20 protein-coding genes and 1 pseudogene are annotated in these 19,377 nt (G+C 66.7%); 16 read left to right on the plus strand and 5 right to left on the minus strand.

The features are described 5' to 3' along the window. Window positions 1–187 precede the first annotated feature (187 nt). The 5 genes from gshA (at window position 188) to ptsP (ending at window position 5,479) form a co-directional block, all read left to right on the plus strand. Window positions 188–1,477: a glutamate--cysteine ligase gene (gene gshA / locus WS46_RS19035; RefSeq protein ID WP_059526253.1), complete on the plus strand. Its 1,290-nt coding sequence runs from the start codon at window positions 188–190 to the stop codon at window positions 1,475–1,477. Between the two features lie 25 nt (window positions 1,478–1,502). Next, window positions 1,503–2,459 carry a glutathione synthase gene (gene gshB, locus WS46_RS19040; protein WP_059526250.1) on the plus strand — a complete coding sequence of 319 codons (957 nt, stop codon included), beginning with the start codon at window positions 1,503–1,505 and terminating at the stop codon, window positions 2,457–2,459. A 231-nt stretch (window positions 2,460–2,690) separates the two neighbouring features. Continuing rightward, complete coding sequence (locus tag WS46_RS19045) at window positions 2,691–3,161, plus strand: PTS sugar transporter subunit IIA (protein ID WP_059526247.1); 471 nt, start codon at window positions 2,691–2,693, stop codon at window positions 3,159–3,161. Between the two features lie 74 nt (window positions 3,162–3,235). Further along, a complete protein-coding gene (locus WS46_RS19050; protein ID WP_006477716.1) occupies window positions 3,236–3,505 on the plus strand; it encodes an HPr family phosphocarrier protein in 270 nt (89 codons plus the stop codon). 201 nt (window positions 3,506–3,706) lie between these two features. Continuing rightward, window positions 3,707–5,479 (plus strand): phosphoenolpyruvate--protein phosphotransferase, encoded by a 1,773-nt coding sequence (ptsP, locus tag WS46_RS19055; RefSeq protein WP_059526298.1) that lies wholly within the window; start codon window positions 3,707–3,709, stop codon window positions 5,477–5,479. An 83-nt stretch (window positions 5,480–5,562) separates the two neighbouring features. On the opposite strand, the gene WS46_RS19060 is transcribed toward ptsP, so the two are convergent. The 3 genes from WS46_RS19060 to gpmA all read right to left on the minus strand — a co-directional run bounded on the left by WS46_RS19060 (window position 5,563) and on the right by gpmA (window position 8,966). Then, window positions 5,563–6,315: a molybdopterin-synthase adenylyltransferase MoeB gene (locus WS46_RS19060; RefSeq protein ID WP_059691432.1), complete on the minus strand. Its 753-nt coding sequence runs from the start codon at window positions 6,313–6,315 to the stop codon at window positions 5,563–5,565. Window positions 6,316–6,427: 112 nt separating this feature from the next. Continuing rightward, complete coding sequence (locus tag WS46_RS19065) at window positions 6,428–7,969, minus strand: S41 family peptidase (RefSeq protein ID WP_059526241.1); 1,542 nt, start codon at window positions 7,967–7,969, stop codon at window positions 6,428–6,430. Window positions 7,970–8,219: 250 nt separating this feature from the next. Continuing rightward, window positions 8,220–8,966 carry a 2,3-diphosphoglycerate-dependent phosphoglycerate mutase gene (gene gpmA, locus WS46_RS19070; protein WP_059526237.1) on the minus strand — a complete coding sequence of 249 codons (747 nt, stop codon included), beginning with the start codon at window positions 8,964–8,966 and terminating at the stop codon, window positions 8,220–8,222. 136 nt (window positions 8,967–9,102) lie between these two features. Here gpmA and WS46_RS19075 point away from each other — a divergent pair, with 136 nt between their 5' ends. From WS46_RS19075 to WS46_RS34200, 5 genes and pseudogenes are all read left to right on the plus strand, one after another. Continuing rightward, window positions 9,103–9,525, plus strand: a complete 423-nt coding sequence (locus WS46_RS19075) for a rhodanese-like domain-containing protein (protein WP_059691433.1) — start codon at window positions 9,103–9,105, stop codon at window positions 9,523–9,525. Then, window positions 9,522–9,782 (plus strand): glutaredoxin 3, encoded by a 261-nt coding sequence (gene grxC / locus WS46_RS19080; RefSeq protein ID WP_006752069.1) that lies wholly within the window; start codon window positions 9,522–9,524, stop codon window positions 9,780–9,782. The genes WS46_RS19075 and grxC overlap by 4 nt, the downstream gene beginning before the upstream one ends. Before the next feature lie 107 nt (window positions 9,783–9,889). Further along, window positions 9,890–10,369 (plus strand): protein-export chaperone SecB, encoded by a 480-nt coding sequence (secB, locus tag WS46_RS19085; protein WP_011658008.1) that lies wholly within the window; start codon window positions 9,890–9,892, stop codon window positions 10,367–10,369. A 26-nt stretch (window positions 10,370–10,395) separates the two neighbouring features. Further along, window positions 10,396–11,394 (plus strand): NAD(P)H-dependent glycerol-3-phosphate dehydrogenase, encoded by a 999-nt coding sequence (locus WS46_RS19090; RefSeq protein ID WP_059526231.1) that lies wholly within the window; start codon window positions 10,396–10,398, stop codon window positions 11,392–11,394. Window positions 11,395–11,499: 105 nt separating this feature from the next. After that, window positions 11,500–12,012 (plus strand): annotated as a pseudogene (locus tag WS46_RS34200) (O-acetyl-ADP-ribose deacetylase); the annotation flags it as partial. Between the two features lie 46 nt (window positions 12,013–12,058). On the opposite strand, the gene trmL reads toward WS46_RS34200, so the two are convergent. Further along, window positions 12,059–12,529, minus strand: a complete 471-nt coding sequence (trmL, locus tag WS46_RS19095; RefSeq protein ID WP_059691434.1) for a tRNA (uridine(34)/cytosine(34)/5-carboxymethylaminomethyluridine(34)-2'-O)-methyltransferase TrmL — start codon at window positions 12,527–12,529, stop codon at window positions 12,059–12,061. A 107-nt stretch (window positions 12,530–12,636) separates the two neighbouring features. Then, complete coding sequence (locus WS46_RS19100; protein ID WP_059691435.1) at window positions 12,637–13,449, minus strand: ComF family protein; 813 nt, start codon at window positions 13,447–13,449, stop codon at window positions 12,637–12,639. Window positions 13,450–13,532: 83 nt separating this feature from the next. Between WS46_RS19100 and WS46_RS19105 the strand changes: the two genes are divergently transcribed. The 6 genes from WS46_RS19105 to WS46_RS19130 all read left to right on the plus strand — a co-directional run bounded on the left by WS46_RS19105 (window position 13,533) and on the right by WS46_RS19130 (window position 19,363). Beyond that, window positions 13,533–14,498: a methyltransferase domain-containing protein gene (locus tag WS46_RS19105; protein ID WP_059691436.1), complete on the plus strand. Its 966-nt coding sequence runs from the start codon at window positions 13,533–13,535 to the stop codon at window positions 14,496–14,498. A gap of 195 nt (window positions 14,499–14,693) precedes the next feature. After that, on the plus strand, window positions 14,694–15,218 hold the full coding sequence (locus WS46_RS19110) for a DUF2244 domain-containing protein (RefSeq protein WP_059599867.1): 525 nt from the start codon (window positions 14,694–14,696) through the stop codon (window positions 15,216–15,218). 56 nt (window positions 15,219–15,274) lie between these two features. Then, window positions 15,275–16,858, plus strand: a complete 1,584-nt coding sequence (gene coxB / locus WS46_RS19115; protein ID WP_059691437.1) for a cytochrome c oxidase subunit II — start codon at window positions 15,275–15,277, stop codon at window positions 16,856–16,858. A gap of 43 nt (window positions 16,859–16,901) precedes the next feature. Further along, window positions 16,902–18,509: a cytochrome c oxidase subunit I gene (ctaD, locus tag WS46_RS19120; RefSeq protein WP_059526209.1), complete on the plus strand. Its 1,608-nt coding sequence runs from the start codon at window positions 16,902–16,904 to the stop codon at window positions 18,507–18,509. Window positions 18,510–18,578: 69 nt separating this feature from the next. Continuing rightward, on the plus strand, window positions 18,579–18,719 hold the full coding sequence (locus WS46_RS36105; protein ID WP_006752059.1) for a cytochrome oxidase small assembly protein: 141 nt from the start codon (window positions 18,579–18,581) through the stop codon (window positions 18,717–18,719). 35 nt (window positions 18,720–18,754) lie between these two features. Continuing rightward, window positions 18,755–19,363, plus strand: coding sequence for a cytochrome c oxidase assembly protein (locus WS46_RS19130; RefSeq protein WP_059507798.1), 609 nt, complete (start codon window positions 18,755–18,757; stop codon window positions 19,361–19,363). Window positions 19,364–19,377 lie beyond the last annotated feature (14 nt).

Genomic DNA, 19,377 nt, shown 5'->3' on the forward strand with positions numbered 1-19,377 from the left:
AGCGACTTCGGCCCGCCCGCCCGGCGGGCTTTTTTTCTCCTGCCGCGTGCTGCCGTAGCGCATAACCCTTCACGCTATCGGGTCAATAGCCGAAAACTTCCTCCAAACCCTTGCGAAGCCGGGAACAATCCCCAAATGGGCGGGGCAATTGCTCTACAATCTTCATTCTCCCGCTCGCGAGTGATTCATGGTTCCCCACCTCGTTACCGCGTTGAACGGTCCGCTGCTCGAGCTCGAGCGGAAGATCCTCGACGCGACGCCTGCGATCGAACGCTGGTTCAGGCTCGAATGGCAGGAACACACCCCGCCGTTCTATTGTTCGGTGGACCTGCGCAACGCCGGTTTCAAGCTGGCGCCCGTCGACGCGAACCTGTTCCCCGGCGCGTTCAATAATCTGCCGTCCGAAGTGCTGCCGCTCGCCGTCCAGGCCGCGATGGCCGCGATCGAGAAGATCTGCCCGGACGCGAAGAATCTGCTCGTGATTCCCGAGCTGCCGACCCGCAACGCGTTCTACCTGGAAAACGTCGCGCGGCTCGCGACGATCATGCGCCAGGCCGGCCTGAACGTGCGCTTCGGCTCGCTCGACCCGAGCATCACCGACATGACGCCGATCACGCTGGCCGACGGCCAGAAGATCGTGCTCGAACCGCTCGAGCGTTCGCAGCGCCGTCTCGGCCTGAAGAATTTCGATCCGTGCTCGATCCTGCTGAACAACGACCTGTCGGCCGGCATTCCCGCCGTGCTGGAAAACCTGCACGAGCAGTACCTCCTGCCGCCGCTGCACGCGGGCTGGGCCGTGCGCCGCAAGTCGACGCACTTCTCGTGCTACGACGACGTCGCGAAGAAGTTCGCGAAGATGGTCGGCGTCGATCCGTGGATGGTGAATCCGTATTTCGCGCACGTCGAAGGCGTCGACTGGCAGGGCCATGAAGGCGAGCAGGCGCTCGCCGACGCGATCGACGGCGTGCTGAAGAAGATCGCGCGCAAGTATCGCGAATACGGAATCAGCGAAAAGCCGTACGTCGTCGTGAAGGCCGACGCGGGCACCGCCGGGCGCGGCGTGATGACCGTGCACGACGCGGCCGAGATCGGCCGCATGTCGAAGGCCGAGCGCGCGCAGATGGCCGAGTCGAAGGCCGGCCTCGCGGTGCGCGACGTGATCGTGCAGGAAGGCGTCTACACGTTCGAGCGCGTCGGCGACGAAGTCGCGGAGCCGGTCGTGTACATGATCGACCGCTACGTGGTCGGCGGTTTCTACCGCACGCACGGCGGGCGAGAGCGCGACCAGAACCTGAACGCGCCCGGCATGCACTACGTGCCGCTCGGATTCGAGCACACCGCGCTGCCGGATGCCGGCGCGAAGCCGGGCGCCGCGCCGCCGAACCGTTTCTACATGTACGGCGTCGTCGCGCGCCTGTCGCTGATCGCGTCGTCGATCGAACTGGAAAAGACCGATCCCGAAGCCATCCAGGTGTAACGGCTTCGCTACGTACAGGACCCGCATGGACATTCTCTTTATCGCCGACCCGCTCGAGCGCTTCAAGATCTACAAGGATTCGACCTACGCGATGATGGCGGAGGCCGCGCGGCGCGGGCATGCGGTATACGCGTGCCAGCCGCACCAGCTCGCGTGGACGGGCTCGGGCGTCGAGGCGGACGTGCAGCGCGTGACGATCGTCGGCGACACGGCCGACCTGCATCGCCATCCGTGGTACGAGACGGGCGCGCACGAATCGCGTCAGCTGACGTCGTTCGGCGCGGTGCTGATGCGCAAGGATCCGCCGTTCGACATGGAGTATGTGACGGCCACCTGGATGCTGGAGCTTGCCGAACGCGCGGGCGCACGCGTGTTCAACAAGCCCCAGTCGATCCGCGATCATTCGGAGAAGCTGGCGATCGGCGAGTTTCCGCAGTTCGTCGCGCCGACGCTCGTCACGCGCGACGCCGCGCGCTTGCGTGCGTTCCACGCCGAGCATGGCGACGTGATCGTGAAGCCGCTCGACGGCATGGGCGGGATGGGCGTGTTCCGCGTGAAGGCCGACGGGATGAATCTCGGCGCGATCATCGAGATGCTCGGCCACGACGGCACGCGCTCGCTGATGATCCAGAAGTTCATCCCCGAGATCACGGCCGGCGACAAACGCATTCTGCTGATCGCGGGCGAGCCGGTGCCGTATTCGCTCGCGCGGATTCCGCAAGGCAGCGAAGTGCGCGGCAATCTCGCCGCGGGCGGGCTCGGCGTCGCGCAGCCGCTGACGGCGCGCGACCGCGAGATCGCCGAGACGCTCGGGCCGGTGCTCGCCGCGCGCGGGCTGCTGCTGGTCGGGCTCGACGCGATCGGCGACTGGCTGACCGAGGTGAACGTGACGAGCCCGACGTGCTTCCGCGAAATCATGGAGCAGACGGGTTTCGACGTCGCCGCGATGTTCATCGACGCGCTGGAGCGGGCGGCCGCGTAGCCCGCTTTCCGCGCAAGCCCGGCGGCGGCCGCGCAGGTCCCCCGTCGCCGGAGCGGTTCGACCGGCCTGCTACAATGCCCGCTTGCCCGGTGCCGCGACCAGCGCGCCGAAGGCCCGGCGGTCGGGCCGAAACCGTTGCAAGGCTGAACATGAAACGATTCCCTCACTCGCTACGCTCGTTGCCCCGCTGTGGGGCGTCGGCCCGCCAGGGGCGGCCGGGGGCAGTCTGACATGGCCGGGATTCTGATCATCGCGCACGCACCGCTCGCCACCGCGCTGCGGGACTGCATCGCGCACATCTACGGCGGCGTGCCCGCGCGCATCGGCTGCATCGACGTGCTGGCGGACAGCGATCCCACCCAGGTGATGGCGTTCGCGCACGCGGAGCTCGCGCGGCTCAGGGAAGAAAATGGCGTCGTCGTGCTGACCGACATGTACGGCGCGACGCCCGCGAACATCGCGGGCCAGCTCGCAAAGCTCGACAACGTGCGCGTGCTGGCGGGCGTGAACCTGCCGATGCTGGTGCGGGCCGTCTGCTACCGGACCGTGCCGCTCGACAAGCTCGTCGACAAGGCGCTGTCCGGCGGCGCGAAGGGCGTCCACGAAGTGGCGGCCGGCACACCGCCGCCGCCGACCGAAGTCGGCTGCGGCCAGTGCGCGCCGATTCCGCCCGAGCCGCAACCGCGCACCGAATCGCACTGACTGCCCCGTTTTCCGTTTTAGACCGACCCGCCGACGCACGTCGCCGGCGGCCGCGACCGACCCGACCGAGAACCATGCTTCAACAAGAAACCACCATCGTCAACAAATTGGGGCTCCATGCACGCGCATCGGCCAAGCTTACGCAACTGGCCGGCAACTTCCAGTCGGAAGTCTGGATGACGCGCAACGGACGCAAGATCAACGCAAAAAGCATCATGGGCGTGATGATGTTGGCGGCGGGCATCGGCAGCACCGTGACGATCGAGACCGAAGGTCCCGACGAACGCGAGGCGATGGATGCGCTGCTCAAGCTGATCGCGGACAAGTTCGGCGAAGGTCAGTGATCCCCGCGCGGGATCGTTGTCGTTTCGAAGCAGAATGCCGCGCTTGTCGCGGCATTTTTTTCGTCCGCGGCATTGATGCGGAAATGGCAATGCTGCGCTGCACGCAGTCAGCATGGAGGTACGGAATTTATAATCGCTAACCGGGGTCATAAGCGCATCGCAGCAGTGTGCCGCGGCTTTACATGTACAGAGGAGGTGCGCGTGTCCTTCACGCTGCATGGCATTCCCGTCTCACGTGGTATCGCGATCGGGCGAGCATACCTGATCGCGCCGGCGGCGCTCGACGTCGCCCATTACCTGGTCGAGGCGAACCAGATCGACGCCGAGGTCGCGCGTTTCAGCACGGCACGCGAGGTCGTGCATCACGAACTCGAGGCGCTGCGCGCCGACCTGACCGACGACACCCCGACCGAAGTGGCCGCGTTCATCGACGTCCACGCGATGATCCTGAGCGACGCGATGCTCGTGCAGGAAACCATCGACCTGATCCGCACGCGACGCTACAACGTCGAATGGGCGCTGACCGAGCAGCTCGAACTGCTCACGCGCCACTTCGACGACATCGAGGATGAATACTTGCGCGAGCGCAAGGCCGATATCGAGCAGGTGGTCGAGCGCGTGTTGAAAGCGCTCGCCGGTGCGCCGTCGGCGTCGCAGGCGCTCGATGGCGCCGCCGCGCAAGGTCAGAGCGAGATGATCGTCGTCGCGCACGACATCGCGCCGGCCGACATGATGCAGTTCAAGTCGCAGTCGTTCCAGGCGTTCGTCACCGATCTCGGCGGCCGCACGTCGCACACGGCGATCGTCGCGCGCAGCCTCGGCATTCCCGCCGCGGTCGGCGTCCAGCATGCGAGCGCGCTGATCCGGCAGGACGACCTGATCATCGTCGACGGCGACCAGGGGATCGTGATCGTCGATCCCGCGCCGATCGTCCTCGAGGAATATTCGTACCGTCAGTCCGAGAAGCTGCTCGAGCAACGCAAGCTGCAGCGGCTGAAGTTTTCGCCGACGCAAACCCTGTGCGGCACGAAGATCGAGCTGTACGCGAACATCGAGCTGCCCGACGACGCGAAGGCGGCGGTCGAGGCCGGCGCGGTCGGCGTCGGGCTGTTCCGCTCCGAGTTCCTGTTCATGCATCAGAAGGAGATGCCCGAGGAGGAGGAGCAGTTCGCCGCGTACAAGCGCGCGGTCGAGTGGATGAAGGGCATGCCGGTGACGATCCGCACGATCGACGTCGGCGCGGACAAGCCGCTCGAGGCGCTCGACGAAGGCTACGAGACGGCGCCGAACCCGGCGCTCGGCCTGCGTGCGATCCGCTGGAGCCTGTCCGAGCCGCAGATGTTCCTCACGCAGCTGCGCGCGATCCTGCGCGCGTCCGCGTTCGGGCAGGTGAAGATCCTGATCCCGATGCTCGCGCACGCGCAGGAGATCGACCAGACGCTCGACCTGATCCGCGAGGCGAAGCGCCAGCTCGACGACGCGGGGCTTGCGTACGATCCGAACGTGCGCATCGGCGCGATGATCGAGATTCCGGCCGCGGCGATCGCGCTGCCGCTGTTCCTGAAGCGCTTCGATTTCCTGTCGATCGGCACGAACGACCTGATCCAGTACACGCTCGCGATCGACCGCGCGGACAATGCGGTCGCGCACCTGTACGACCCGCTGCATCCGGCGGTGCTGCACCTGATCGCCTACACGCTGCGCGAAGCGAAGCGGGCCGGCGTGTCGGTGTCGGTGTGCGGGGAGATGGCGGGCGATCCGGCGCTCACGCGCCTGTTGCTCGGGATGGGGCTCACCGAGTTCTCGATGCACCCGAGCCAGTTGCTGGTCGTGAAGCAGGAGATCCTGCGCGCGCACCTGAAGGCACTCGAGAAGCCCACGGCCGACGTGCTGGCCGCATTCGAGCCGGAGGAAGTGCAGGCGGCGCTCAAGCGCCTGTCGGTCGCGGAGCCGCGCGCGGACGCGGCCGCCTAGGCGGCGCGGGCCGCACCGCGGAACCGTCGCGAAGGTTGCGAAACGTCACGCATGCGCCGTTCGGCGCATGCATCCCGCGCGCGTCAGTGCCGGCCCTGGCACACGGGGCAGTCGGCCTGGCGCGCGATCTTCATCGTCGTCCATTCCATCCGCAGCGAATCGAGCATCATCAGCCGGCCGTTGAGCGTCGTGCCGATCGCGCCGATCACGCGCAGCGCTTCGGCGGCCTGCATCGCACCGATGATGCCGACCGTCGGCGCGAACACGCCCATCGTCGCGCACGCGACTTCCTCGAACGGCTGGTCTTCCGGAAACACGCACGCGTAGCAGGGCGCGGCCGGGTCGCGGAAATCGAACGTGCTGATCTGGCCGTCGAAGCGCAGCGCGGCGCCCGACACGAGCGGCACGCCGTGCGCGACGCACGCGCGGTTGATCGCATGGCGCGTCGCGAAGTTGTCGGTGCAGTCGAGCACGACGGTGGCTTGCGGCACATGTTCGTCGAGCCACGCATCGTCGACGCGCGCCGCGACCGCATGCACGGTCACTTCCGGGTTCAGCCGCGCGAGCGCGTCGCGCCCCGATTCGACCTTGCTGCGGCCGACCGATGCGGTCGCGTGGAGGATCTGCCGCTGCAGGTTCGTGAGGTCGACCGTGTCGGCGTCGACGAGCGTGATCGTGCCGACCCCGGACGCCGCGAGATACATCGCGGCCGGCGAGCCGAGACCGCCGGCGCCCACGACGATCGCATGCGCGTCGAGAAAGCGCTGCTGCGCCTCGATGCCGATTTCGTCGACGAGGATGTGGCGGGAGTAGCGGAGGAGTTGATCGTCGTTCATGGGGAAGTCGTGAGCGGGGCGGAAGCGCCGGCGTATCGATTCATTCTAGGCGCACATGAAAAACGGGCCATCGCGGTCTTCCCGCGATGGCCCGTCGGATGCCGGCCGGCGCTTACTGCGGTGCCGACGCGGGCTTCGGTGCGGCCGCCTTCGCGCCCGACGCCTTCGTGGTGGACGCGGCCTTGGCTGCAGGGCTCTTCGTCGTGCTCTCGGCGAGCAGCGACTTCGATTCCTGCACCGGCTTGCCCTCGAGCTTGTTGAGCGCCTGCTGCATCATGAAGTCGTCGGTGCTGCCGAACTCGATCGGCTTGCGATCGCGGTCCTTCTGGCGCTGCTCCGGCGTCTTCTTGTCGTTCTGCTCCTCGAGGACGCGCAGCTGGTCCATCCGGCGCTGCTCGCGTTCTTCCTGTTCCTTCTTCTCGTTCGGGTCCTGCGTGTTCGCGAGGTGGTTCGTGTAGTCGACCTCGCGCGTCACGAGCACGTCGTCCGGATCGCCGTCCGCGTACTGATCGACCGGCACGTCGGGCGTGATGCCCTTGTTCTGGATCGAACGGCCGCTCGGCGTGTAGTAGTAGGCCGTCGTCAGGCGCAGCGCGGTGTCGGCCGTCATCGGACGGACCGTCTGCACCGAGCCCTTGCCGAACGTCGTCTTGCCCATGATCTGCGCGCGCTTCGAATCCTGCAGCGCGCCGGCGACGATTTCCGACGCGGACGCCGAATACGCGTTCGTCAGCACGACCATCGGCACGGTCTTGAAGACCGGCGGCAGGCTCTTCAGCGGATCGCCGTCGAAGGACGGCAGGCGGTAGTTGTCGTAGGTGTCGCGGTAGACCTGCTTCGAATCCGGAATCTGGCCGTTGGTCGACACGACGACGGAGTCGGGCGGCAGGAACGCGCCGGCGACGCCGACCGCGCTTTGCAGCAGGCCGCCGCCGTTGTTGCGCAGGTCGAGGATCAGGCCCTTCAGATTCGGCTGCTGGCGTGCGATGTCCTGCAGCTTCGCGGCGAGATCGGGCGTCGTGCGCTCCTGGAAGCTCGTGATCCGGATGTATGCGTAGCCCGGGTCGAGCAGCTTCATCTTCACGCTCTGGACCCTGATGATCGCGCGCGTGACCGTGATCGGGAACGTGCGGTCGTCGCTCTTGCGGAAGATCGTCAGCGTGACCTTGGTGCCCGGCTCGCCGCGCATCTGCTTGACGGCCTTGTCGAGCGTCATGCCGCGCACGGGCTTGTCGTTGATGCGGGTGATCAGGTCGCCCGGACGGATGCCGGCGCGAAACGCGGGGGTATCTTCGATCGGGGAGATCACCTTGACGAGACCGTCTTCCTGCGAGATCTCGATGCCGAGACCCGCGAAGCGACCCTTGGTCTGCTCCTGCAGTTCGTCATAGTCGGTCTTGTCGAGGAACGACGAATGCGGGTCGAGGCTCGACACCATGCCCTTGATCGCCGCCGTCAGCAGCTTCTTGTCGTCGACCGGTTCGACGTACTCGCGCTTGATCTGGCCGAACACTTCCGCGAACAGGCGGAGCTGGTCGAGGGGAAGCGGCGCCGTGGCGGTCTGCTCGGCCGACGCCGAAACCTGCAGCGTGGCGAATACGCCCGTGGCGAGGCCCGCGGCAATCAGGCCGATGTTCTTCAATTTCATTCGCATAGAGAGTCTGGTGCGGTCGGGAAGCGCGTGGCGGTAGCGGGGATGTAGCGGACAAGTATAACTGTTCGTCCGATTGCCCAGTGGAACGGTGCGAATTGGCCCCGGAGCCCTGGTTCCCGGCGGGGTGCCGCCGGACGCGCAGCGGATTCGAAAGCGGATTCGACCGCACCGGGGCCGCGAAGGTTCGCGCCGCACGCCGGGTTGGGCCGGGCAGGCCGCGCGCGCGGCGGCATGCCCGGCATCGCGGGTATCAGCCCGCCTTGCCCTGCTTCGCGACGGCAGCCTGTGCCTTCGCGATCGCGTCCTGGTCGCCCAGGTAGTAGTGCTGGATCGGCTTCAGGTTCTCGTCGAGTTCATACACGAGCGGCACGCCGTTCGGGATGTTCAGGCCGACGATGTCGCTGTCCGAGATGCCGTCGAGGTACTTGATCAGCGCGCGCAGCGAGTTGCCGTGCGCGGCGATCAGCACCTGCTTGCCCGCACGGACGGCCGGCGCGATCGATTCGTTCCACAGCGGCAGCACGCGCGCGACCGTGTCCTTCAGGCATTCGGTGAGCGGCAGCTGTTCGCGCGGCACCTTCGCGTAGCGCGGGTCGGCGAACGGCGCGCGTTCGTCTGTCGGCTCGAGCGCCGGCGGCGGCGTGTCGTAGCTGCGGCGCCACACGAGCACTTGGTCGTCGCCGAACTTGGCGGCCGTTTCCGCCTTGTTCAGGCCCGACAGCGCACCGTAGTGGCGTTCGTTCAGGCGCCACGAGTGGACGACCGGCAGATACATCAGGTCCATCTTGTCCTGCACGTGCCACAACGTGCGGATCGCGCGCTTGAGTACCGACGTGTACGCGATGTCGAACGTGTAGCCTGCCTCCTTGAGCAATTCGCCGGCCTGGTAGGCCTCGTTGCGACCCTGTTCGGTCAGGTCGACGTCGACCCAGCCGGTGAAGCGGTTTTCCTTGTTCCACGTCGATTCGCCGTGGCGGATGAGAACGAGTTTGTACATGGATCTTGCGGTCGGTAGTGATAGGGAAGCGGGGCGCGTCGCGCGGTACCCGGTCCGGGTCCGCCATCGCGCAAGACGGTTATTTTATAATGGCAGGATTGTCCTTTTCCGATTTCTCTTTTTCCGGCGGCATTCCGTGACGTTCTTTACCAATTACACGAACCTGGCCCTTATCGCGATCCTGCTGGTTTCCGGCGGCCTGCTCGCATGGCCGGCCCTGCGCCGCGGCCGTGGCGGCCTGTCGGCCGCGGAGGCGACGCAGCTCATCAATCGCCGCAACGCGATCGTGATCGACCTGCGTACCGCGTCCGACTTCGCCGCCGGCCATCTGCCGTCGGCGCGTCAGGTCGCCGCCGGCGAGATCGGCGCGAAGATCGCGCAGGTCGCGAAAAACAAGAGCACCCCCGTGCTGCTCGTCTGCCAGAATGGCCAGCAGTCGCAGAAGGCGGCGCGCGAGGTCGAGGCGGCGGGCTATGCCGAGGTGCACGTGCTCGAGGGCGGCGTCGCCGCCTGGCAGCAGGCCGGGATGCCGGTCGTCAAACAAGGAGTGGCGAAGTGAGCAAGGTTTTGATGTACAGCACGCAGGTGTGTCCGTATTGCATCCAGGCCGAGCGCCTGCTGAAGCTGCGCGGCGTCGAGCAGATCGAAAAGGTGCTGATCGACCGCGATCCGGCCCGCCGTGACGAAATGATGACGCGCACGGGCCGTCGCACGGTGCCGCAGATCTACATCGGCGACACGCACGTCGGCGGTTACGACGATCTGTCGAAGCTCGACCGCGAAGGCGGCCTCTTGCCGCTTCTGCAAGCGGCCTGATTAGGGCAGAATGGCCGCCGGTCGCGCCGCGGCTGGAGCGCGCAGGATTCAACCGAGGCGGCCGGCGTGAAGCCGGGCCGCCCCGTCACCACTTTTAGGGAAACACCATGTCCGACGTCGAAAACCAACCGTTCTTCAACATCCAGCGCGTCTACCTGAAGGATATGTCGCTCGAGCAGCCGAATTCGCCGGCGATCTTCCTCGAGCAGGACATGCCGTCGGTTGAAGTCGAAGTCGACGTCAAGGCCGAACGCCTCGCGGAAAGCGTGTTCGAGGTTGTCGTGTCGGGCACCGTCACCGCGAAGGTGAAGGACAAGGTCGCGTTCCTGATCGAAGCGAAGCAGGCCGGCATTTTCGACATTCGCAACATTCCCGACGAACAGCTCGACCCGCTCGTCGGCATCGCCTGCCCGACGATCCTGTTCCCGTACCTGCGCTCGAACATCGCCGACGCGATCACGCGTGCGGGCTTCCCGCCGATCCACCTGGCGGAAATCAACTTCCAGGCGCTGTACGAGCAGCGTCTCGCGCAGCTTCAGCAGCAGGCCGGTGCGGCAGGCGCGCCGAACGGCACGACGCTGAACTGACGTTTCACTCCGGACCGGTGCTGGGTATGAAAGTAGCCGTTCTCGGCGCCGGTGCCTGGGGCACCGCGCTCGCGGGCCATCTGGCCGCGCGGCACGATACGCTTCTCTGGGCGCGCGACGCCGCGCTGATCGCCGGGCTGCAGGCCCGGCACGAAAATTCCCGCTATCTGGACGGCATCGCGCTGCCCGATGCGCTGCGCTACGACGCCGATCTCGGTGCCGCGCTCGCGCACGGCGCCGCGGACGACGCGCTGTGCGTGATCGCCGCGCCCGTGGCCGGGCTGCGCACGCTGTTCGGCGCGATGCGCGACGCAGGCTGCGTGCCTGCGCACATCGTGTGGGTCTGCAAGGGTTTCGAGGCCGACACGCACCTGCTGCCGCACCAGGTGATCGCGGCCGAGTTGCCGGAGCAGCACAGCAACGGCGTGCTGTCGGGGCCGAGCTTCGCTCGCGAGGTCGGGCTCGCGCTGCCCGTCGCGCTGACGGTCGCAAGCACCTCCGCCGAATGTCGCGAGCGCACGCTCGCCGCGTTCCATCACGGCGCGATGCGTATCTATACGGGTGACGACGTGGTCGGCGTCGAGGTCGGCGGCGCGGTGAAGAACGTGCTGGCGATCGCGACCGGCATCTCCGACGGCCTCGGGCTCGGGCTGAACGCGCGCGCCGCGCTGGTCACGCGCGGCCTCGCCGAAATGTCGCGGCTCGGCGTCGCGCTCGGCGGCCGTGCGGAAACCTTCACGGGCCTCACGGGCCTCGGCGACCTGATCCTCACCGCGACGGGCGACCTGTCGCGCAATCGCACGGTCGGCCTGCAACTGGCGGCCGGCCGCTCGCTGAACGACATCCTCGGCGCGCTCGGCCACGTGGCCGAAGGCGTGCGCTGCGCGCAGGCCGTGCTCGCGCTCGCGCGCGCGCAAGCGATCGAAATGCCGATCACCGAAGCCGTGTGCGGCGTGCTGTTCGACGGCGTCGCACCGCGCGATGCGGTCAGCGGCCTGCTGCGGCGCGACGCGCGCGCCGAATAACACTGACGAATCACACCGATTTTTGCGGCCGGGCGCGCCCGCGCAAAGCGGGCGGCGCCAAAGCGCACTACGCTTGAACAGTCTCCGGCGTTTCGGGAGGGTGTCATGCTGCAGATCGGTTCCACCACGTTCGACGCGCAACGCGTCGACATCACGACGCTCGACGTCGACGCGATCGTCAACGCCGCGAACGGTTCGCTGCTCGGCGGTGGCGGGGTCGACGGCGCGATCCATCGCGCGGCCGGCCCGGGCCTCCTGGCCGAGTGCCGCACGCTCGGCGGCTGCGAGACCGGCGACGCGAAGCTCACGCGCGGCCACGCGTTGCCGGCGAGATACGTGATTCATGCGGTCGGCCCGGTATGGCACGGCGGCGCGCGCGGCGAGCCCGAACTGCTCGCCGCATGCTACCGGCGCGCGATCGAGCTGGCCGAGGAAGTGGCGGCGACCTCGATCGCATTCCCGGCGATCAGCTGTGGCGTGTACCGCTATCCGGCCGAGGCGGCCGTCGACATCGCCGTCGGCACGATCGCCGAAATGCTGCCGCAGGCGCCGAACCTCGCACGCGTGGTATTCGCGTGTTTTTCATCCGATATCTACGACCTGTATCGCGCGCGGCTAACGCTGCGTGGCCGCGTTGCGCGATGCGGTTCGGGCAGGGTGCGCGTCAGGCGCCGCCTTCGAAGCCGGCCTGGCGCCATGCCTCGAACACGACCACGGCCACCGTATTCGACAGATTCAGGCTACGGTTGCCTGGCCGCATCGGCAGGCGCACGCGCTGTTCGTTCGGGAAGCGTTCGAGCAATTCGGCCGGCAGGCCGCGCGTTTCGGAGCCGAACACGAACCAGTCGCCGGGCACGAACGCATGGTCGTGGAAGCGGCCCGAGCCGCGGGTCGTGAACGCGAACATCCGCGCGGGATCGGGCGCTTCGGTAGCGACGAACGCGTCCCAGTCGCGGTGCACGCGCATTTCCGCGTACTCGTGATAGTCGAGGCCCGCGCGGCGCATCTTCGCGTCGTCGAGCGGAAAGCCGAGCGGCTCGATCAGATGAAGGCGCGCGCCGGTATTGGCGCACAGGCGGATCACGTTGCCGGTGTTCGGCGGAATTTCTGGGGCGACGAGGACGACGTTGAACATGGTTGGGTCTGGCTGGGCCGGCCGGGGCGGAGCAGCGTGCATTCCGTCCCGGCCGGCCGGTTCGTGACGGCCGTCGCCGCGTGCGGGCGGCCGGCCTCTCTAACTAATTAATCCCTGGCGGTGCGCAGCGCAACCAGATTCGTCACGCGCGCGGCACCCGCCGCCTTCAATGCATTCGCGGCTGCCGCGAGCGTCGCACCGGACGTCATCACGTCGTCGACGAGCGCCACGTGGCGGCCGGTGAGGTCGCCCGCCGCCGCGAACGCCGCCTGCACGTTGTCGCGCCGCGCACGCCGGTCGAGCCGCGACTGCGGCGCGGTTTCGGTCATACGTGCAAGCAGCGCCGCGTCGGCGCGCACGCCGAGCCGGCGCGCGAGCGGCCGCGCGATCGCCCACGCCTGGTTGTAGCCGCGCGCGACGAGCCGTCCGCGCGACAGCGGCACCGGTGCGATCACGTCGAAGCCGCCGGCGGCGTGCATCGCGTCCGTGTCGTCGACCCGCTGAGCGAGCCGGGCCGCGAATTCCGCACCCAGCGCGAGCCGCGCATGAAACTTCAGGCCGCGCGCGAGCCCGTCGAGCGGGGCGCGGTAATCGGCGAGCGCGAGCGTCGCATCGAACGGCGGCGGAGTCGCGCGGCATGCGTCGCACCGGTACGCGGACGCGGAACCCGCGCCATCATGCCGGCCGCGCGCTCGGCGCGGCCGCGGCTGCCCGGCACCCAGCGGCACTGCGCAGACGTCGCAGCGCAGTCGCGCTTCGTTCCAATACGCGGCGTCGCAGGCGCTGCACATCACCGTATGTGACAAATTGCCGCACAGCGCGCACCGATTCGGCAACGCGAGTGCGACGACGCGCACGGCCAGTGCACGAACCTGCGACAAAACGACGCGCATTGGGCGCGGGGCGAAACGGCGATCCATCGCGAACACTCCTGGCGGCCCCGTCTCGCTGAAGGCAGCGAGGCGAGCGAGTATACTTCGGGCTCTTCGCCAGTGTGCCTGACATGTCCCCAGCTTCGACTTCAACCGGCCGTCCGGCCAATGACGCCCGGCGTTTGCGGCGGATCTTCGATCGCCGCGCCGCCGCGTTCGACGCGGTCGCGTTCCTGCCGCGCGAGATCGCGCAGCGGATGAACGAGCGCCTCGAATACATCAAGGTGAGCCCCGCGGCCGTGCTCGACGCGGGCTGCGGGCCGGGCGACGACCTGCCGGCGCTGCGCGCGCGCTTTCCCGAAGCGCCGGTGTTCGGTGTCGACCTGTCCGGCGCGATGCTCGCGCGGGCGGGCCAGCGCGAGGTCGAGCAGACGAGCTGGCGCCGCTGGCTGCCCGCGTCGCTCGGCCGGGCGCTGGGCCAGCGCGGCCCGCGCGTCGCGCAGGCCGACTTCTCGATGCTGCCGTTCGCGGCCGGCGCGTTCGACCTGATCTGGTCGAATCTCGCGCTGCACTGGCATTCGCGTCCCGATACGGTGTTCCCTGAATGGCAGCGCGTGCTGCGCGTGAACGGCCTGCTGATGTTCAGCACGCTCGGCCCCGACACGCTGCGCGAACTGCGCGCGGCCTGCGCGGACGCCGAAGCGGCGCTCGGCATCGCGCCGCCCGCCGCTCGCGTCGTCGATTTCGTCGACATGCACGACCTCGGCGACATGCTCGTCGAGAGCGGCTTCGAGATTCCGGTGATGGACCAGGAAGTGCTGACCGTCACGTACAAGACCACCGATTCCCTGCTGGCCGACGTGCGCCGCTGGGGCGCCTATCCGTTCGACCGCGCGGTGCCGCAGCATGCGGCGCGGCGCTTTCGCGCGGCGCTCGGCGACGCGCTGGAAGCGCGCCGGCGTGCGGACGGCACGATTCCGCTGACGTTCGAAGTGATTTACGGCCACGCGTGGAAGGCCGTGCCGCGCACGACTGCCGAGGGGCACGGGATCGTGCGCATCGAAGATATCGGAAAGGGGCGTCCGAAGAATCGGTGAAGCGGTAAAGAGGGGTTTTGTTATGTCCGAAATTAGCGGCGCAAAGCGGGGTCGAATTGATGCGAAAAACGGCCGGGAAGCTTGTGGCGCTTGGCTCGCGGGCCGATAGCCGCTTGCTTGTGGATGCCATTGAACCCGCCTATAATGCGTCAGCTTGTCGTCCCGGGGTCCCCGCAATACGGGCCGACGAGCCCGATGCAGGCATGCATCGCATGCCATTCGCGTGAGGCGGCGATGGAAGCAGCGAGGGTTTTGGCGGAGACGACGAACGGTGAGCCGGTCCTCGAAGACTGGCTCATGAAACGCAACTGTTCGGTGTCGCCGCGCCAGTTCGTGCTGTTTTACGCGTCGCTCGCGGGCTTCTCGCTGGTGATCGCGGCATTGCTGATGTGGCGGGGGGCCTGGCTCGTCATGCCCTTCACCGGAATCGAATTGCTGGCGGTAGGCGTCGCGTTTGCGGTCTACGCCCGTCATGCGGTCGATTACGAGCGCATCAGGCTGTTTCCGCACCGGCTCGTGATCGAGCGGATGGATGCGGAGCGGTTCACGCAGATCGAATTCAACCCGCGCTGGGTGCGGGTCGAGCCGGGTGCGACGCCACGCGATCCGATTCGACTGGTATCGCGCGGGCAGACCGTCGTAATTGGGCAGCATCTCGCGCAGCACAAGCGTGCGCAGTTCGCCGACGAACTGCGCGTGTCGCTCAGGCGCTGCGGCTGACGAGGCGCGGGCATCGACCGGAACGGGTCGACGGCTTGCGACGGGGGAGGGTTTGAATGGAAATTTTGGGTAAGGATGCTATGAAAACAATCAAGCGAGCCCTCACGGGCGTGCTGGCATGCAGCGGATTGCTCTTTGCCGGCGCTGCTCTGGCGGTCGGTGATAGCCCGGGCGGCCCCCGCGTCAACGAGATCAACTTTCAGCCGCCGGTCACGAAGATCGCCGAGGAGCTCTACGATCTCCACACGATGATGCTGATCCTGTGTACGCTGATCTTCGTCGGCGTGTTCGGCGTGATGTTCTATTCGATCTTCGCGCACCGCAAATCCAAGGGCCACAAGGCCGCCAATTTCCATGAAAGCACGACCGTCGAAATCATCTGGACGATCGTGCCGTTCATCATCGTCGTGCTGATGGCGCTGCCGGCCACGAAGGCCGTCGTCGCGATGAAGGACACGACCAACGCCGATCTCACGATCAAGGTCACCGGCTACCAGTGGAAGTGGGGCTACGACTACGTGAAGGGCCCGGGCGAGGGCATCAGCTTCCTGTCGACGCTCAGCACCCCGCGTGACGAAGTGATGGGCAAGAAGCCGATCACCGAGACGTACCTGCAGGAAGTCGACAATCCGCTCGTCGTGCCGGTCAACAAGAAGATCCGCATCATCACGACCGCGAACGACGTCGTTCACTCGTGGTACGTGCCCGCGTTCGGCGTGAAGCAGGATGCGATTCCCGGCTTCGTGCGCGACACGTGGTTCAAGGCCGACAAGGTCGGCACGTTCCGCGGCTTCTGTACCGAACTGTGCGGCAAGGAACACGCGTTCATGCCGGTCGTGGTCGTCGTGCTGTCGGACGACGACTACGCGAAGTGGGTCACTGCGCAGAAGGCCAAGCTGGCCAGCGCTTCGGTCGATCCGAACAAGGTTTACACGATGGCCGAACTCGTCGCGCACGGCGAGGAAGTCTACAAGGCGAACTGCGCGGCCTGCCACCAGGTGAACGGCAAGGGCCTCGGCGCCTTCCCGGCGATGGACGGCAGCCAGATCGTGAACGGCCCGATCGCCGGTCACGTCGAGCGCGTGCTGCACGGCAAGGGCGCAATGCCGTCGTGGGCATCGCTGTCGGACCTCGACATCGCATCGGTCATCACGTACGAGCGCAATTCGTGGGGCAACCACAAGAACGACCTGCTGCAGCCGAAGCAAGTGGCTGACGCGCGCAACGGCAAGATGCCGGAAGACGCGGCAGGCGCGGCGGCTCCGGCCGAAGCGGTCTCGGCACCGGCGCAAGCCGCGTCCGGTGCGGAACCGGCGGCAGCATCGGCTGCGCTGTCGACGATCTACTTCGAGACCGGCAAGAGCGTGCTGCCGGCCGACGCGAAAGCGGCGATCGCCGCAGCGGCCGACTATGCGAAGGCACATCCGGACGCGAAGCTCGCGCTGTCGGGTTTCACCGACAAGTCGGGCTCGGCCGACGCGAACGCCGAACTCGCCAAGCATCGTGCACAGGCCGTGCGCGATGCGCTGAAGGCAGCAGGCGTGGCGGAAGACCACATTATTCTCAAAAAGCCGGAAACGATCACGGGCGGGGCTGACGCCAAGGAAGCCCGGCGGGTCGAGATCGGGCCGGCGGCTTGACGTGTCGCTGAGTTAGTCGACGTATTCGCATTAGGAGATTCTCATGTCTAGCATCGGGCACGACGTAGCCGCGGACCACGCGCACGACGACCACGCGCACGAAGCCCCGCACGGCTGGCGTCGCTGGCTGTTCGCCACCAACCACAAGGACATCGGTACGCTGTACCTGCTGTTCTCGTTCATCATGTTCCTGTCGGGCGGCGTGATGGCACTCGGCATCCGTGCCGAGCTGTTCGAGCCGGGCCTGCAGATCATGCGTCCGGAGTTCTTCAACGAACTCACGACGATGCACGGCCTGATCATGGTGTTCGGCGCGATCATGCCGGCGTTCGTCGGCTTCGCGAACTGGATGATTCCGCTGCAGATCGGCGCGTCCGACATGGCGTTCGCGCGGATGAACAACTTCAGCTTCTGGCTGCTGCCGGTCGCGGCCGTGCTGCTGGTCGGTTCGTTCTTCGCGCCGGGCGGCGCGACGGCCGCCGGCTGGACGCTGTACGCACCGCTGTCGACGCAGATGGGCCCGGGCATGGACTTCGCGATCTTCGCGGTCCACATCATGGGCGCTTCGTCGATCATGGGCGGGATCAACATCGTCGTGACGATCCTGAACATGCGCGCACCGGGCATGACGCTGATGAAGATGCCGATGTTCGCATGGACCTGGCTGATCACCGCGTACCTGCTGATCGCCGTGATGCCGGTTCTGGCAGGCGCGATCACGATGGTGCTGTTCGACCGCCACTTCGGCACGTCGTTCTTCAACGCGGCAGGCGGCGGCGACCCGGTGATGTATCAGCACATCTTCTGGTTCTTCGGCCACCCCGAGGTGTACATCATGATTCTGCCGGCGTTCGGGATCGTGTCGCAGGTGATCCCGGCGTTCGCACGCAAGACGCTGTTCGGCTATAGCTCGATGGTGTACGCGACGGCTTCGATCGCGATCCTGTCGTTCATGGTCTGGGCGCACCACATGTTCGCAACGGGCATGCCGGTCACCGGTCAGCTGTTCTTCATGTACGCGACGATGCTGATCGCGGTGCCGACGGGCGTGAAGGTGTTCAACTGGCTCGCGACGATGTGGCGCGGCTCGATGACGTTCGAAACCCCGATGCTGTTCGCGATCGGCTTCCTGTTCGTGTTCACGTTCGGCGGTCTGACGGGCCTGATGCTGGCGATGGCGCCGCTCGACATCCAGTACCACGGCACCTACTTCGTGGTGGCGCACTTCCACTACGTGCTCGTGGCCGGTTCGCTGTTCGCGCTGTTCGCGGGCTGGTACTACTGGGCGCCGAAGTGGACGGGCTGGATGTATAACGAGACGCGCGGCAAGATCCACTTCTGGTCGTCGATGATCTTCTTCAACCTGACGTTCTTCCCGATGCACTTCGTCGGTCTCGCGGGCATGCCGCGCCGCTATGCGGACTACCCGGCGCAGTTCACGGACTTCAACCAGGTGGCGACGATCGGTGCATTCGGCTTCGGCCTCGCGCAGGTGTACTTCCTGTTCGCGGTCGCGCTGCCGGCCTACCGTGGCGGCGGCGAGCTGGAAAAGGCGTCGGACAAGCCGTGGGATGGCGCGACGGGCCTCGAGTGGACGGTGCCGAGCCCGGCTCCCTTCCACACGTTCGAGCAACCGCCGCACGTCGAATAAGTTTCACCCAGCGTTCCGCCGTTGCCTGCCGCGCAGGCAGGCGCGGCGGGCGCGGAACCGAAGTTTCAGATGAACCGGAATCCACAAGAAAGACGAACGCCCGAGCAGATTCGCGCGGGCAACAAGCGGCTCGGCCTCACCCTGCTCGTCATCGCCGCCGTTTTTTTTGTGGGTGTCGTGATCAAGCAGTGGTGGCTGTCCACTCACTGATGCAGCAACTGACGCAGTAGCGAGGAAGTAGTCGTATGTCGAAGCCGGAAGAGGGCGCCGTCGATCGCGCGTTCAATCGTTCGATGCTGATGAAGCTCTTCGTCGTGGCCGGGCTGATGTTCGGCTTCGGCTTCGCGCTGATTCCGATGTATCGCGCGATTTGCCAGATCACCGGCATCAACAACCTGGTGCAGCGCGATGTCAGCGAACGCGAGGCGAAGAACACGCAGGTCGACTACAGCCGCACGGTGTCGGTCGAGTTCGATGCGAATGCGCGCGGCCCGCTCGGATTCAAGCCGGAGCACAACAGCCTCGACGTGCATCCCGGCGAACTGACGACGATCGTGTACGACGTGACCAACGGGCAGGGCCGGCCGATGGTGGCGCAGGCGATTCCGAGCTACGCGCCGAAGCAGGCAACGGAATTCTTCAAGAAGATCGAGTGTTTTTGCTTCACGCAACAGACGCTGGCCGCGAACGAGTCGCGCAAGATGCCGGTGGTGTTCGTGATCGATCCGAAGCTGCCGAAGGACGTGAAGACGATCACGCTGTCGTACACGTTCTTCGAGCTGAACACGCCGGCCGCGCCGGCGCCGGCGCCGCGCAAGACGGCGGCGCAGGGCGCGGCGAAGCCGGACGCATGACGATGGAGACGAGG

Source organism: Burkholderia sp. RF4-BP95, from assembly GCF_001521985.1.
Taxonomy (GTDB): Bacteria; Pseudomonadota; Gammaproteobacteria; order Burkholderiales; family Burkholderiaceae; genus Burkholderia; species Burkholderia diffusa.

Excerpts from the sequence above, each read along its gene's own strand:
- WS46_RS19105 (WP_059691436.1), top strand. The coding sequence starts at position 13,533 with ATGTCCCCAGCTTCGACTTCAACCGGCCGTCCGGCCAATGACGCCCGG.
- WS46_RS19050 (WP_006477716.1), top strand. The coding sequence starts at position 3,236 with ATGCTTCAACAAGAAACCACCATCGTCAACAAATTGGGGCTCCATGCA.
- gshA (WP_059526253.1), top strand. The coding sequence starts at position 188 with ATGGTTCCCCACCTCGTTACCGCGTTGAACGGTCCGCTGCTCGAGCTC.
- coxB (WP_059691437.1), top strand. The coding sequence starts at position 15,275 with ATGGAAATTTTGGGTAAGGATGCTATGAAAACAATCAAGCGAGCCCTC.
- WS46_RS19100 (WP_059691435.1), bottom strand. The coding sequence starts at position 13,449 with ATGGATCGCCGTTTCGCCCCGCGCCCAATGCGCGTCGTTTTGTCGCAG.
- gpmA (WP_059526237.1), bottom strand. The coding sequence starts at position 8,966 with ATGTACAAACTCGTTCTCATCCGCCACGGCGAATCGACGTGGAACAAG.
- WS46_RS19065 (WP_059526241.1), bottom strand. The coding sequence starts at position 7,969 with ATGCGAATGAAATTGAAGAACATCGGCCTGATTGCCGCGGGCCTCGCC.
- secB (WP_011658008.1), top strand. The coding sequence starts at position 9,890 with ATGTCCGACGTCGAAAACCAACCGTTCTTCAACATCCAGCGCGTCTAC.
- gshB (WP_059526250.1), top strand. The coding sequence starts at position 1,503 with ATGGACATTCTCTTTATCGCCGACCCGCTCGAGCGCTTCAAGATCTAC.
- trmL (WP_059691434.1), bottom strand. The coding sequence starts at position 12,529 with ATGTTCAACGTCGTCCTCGTCGCCCCAGAAATTCCGCCGAACACCGGC.
- WS46_RS19090 (WP_059526231.1), top strand. The coding sequence starts at position 10,396 with ATGAAAGTAGCCGTTCTCGGCGCCGGTGCCTGGGGCACCGCGCTCGCG.
- ctaD (WP_059526209.1), top strand. The coding sequence starts at position 16,902 with ATGTCTAGCATCGGGCACGACGTAGCCGCGGACCACGCGCACGACGAC.
- WS46_RS19060 (WP_059691432.1), bottom strand. The coding sequence starts at position 6,315 with ATGAACGACGATCAACTCCTCCGCTACTCCCGCCACATCCTCGTCGAC.
- WS46_RS19110 (WP_059599867.1), top strand. The coding sequence starts at position 14,694 with ATGCAGGCATGCATCGCATGCCATTCGCGTGAGGCGGCGATGGAAGCA.
- WS46_RS19045 (WP_059526247.1), top strand. The coding sequence starts at position 2,691 with ATGGCCGGGATTCTGATCATCGCGCACGCACCGCTCGCCACCGCGCTG.
- WS46_RS36105 (WP_006752059.1), top strand. The coding sequence starts at position 18,579 with ATGAACCGGAATCCACAAGAAAGACGAACGCCCGAGCAGATTCGCGCG.
- WS46_RS19130 (WP_059507798.1), top strand. The coding sequence starts at position 18,755 with ATGTCGAAGCCGGAAGAGGGCGCCGTCGATCGCGCGTTCAATCGTTCG.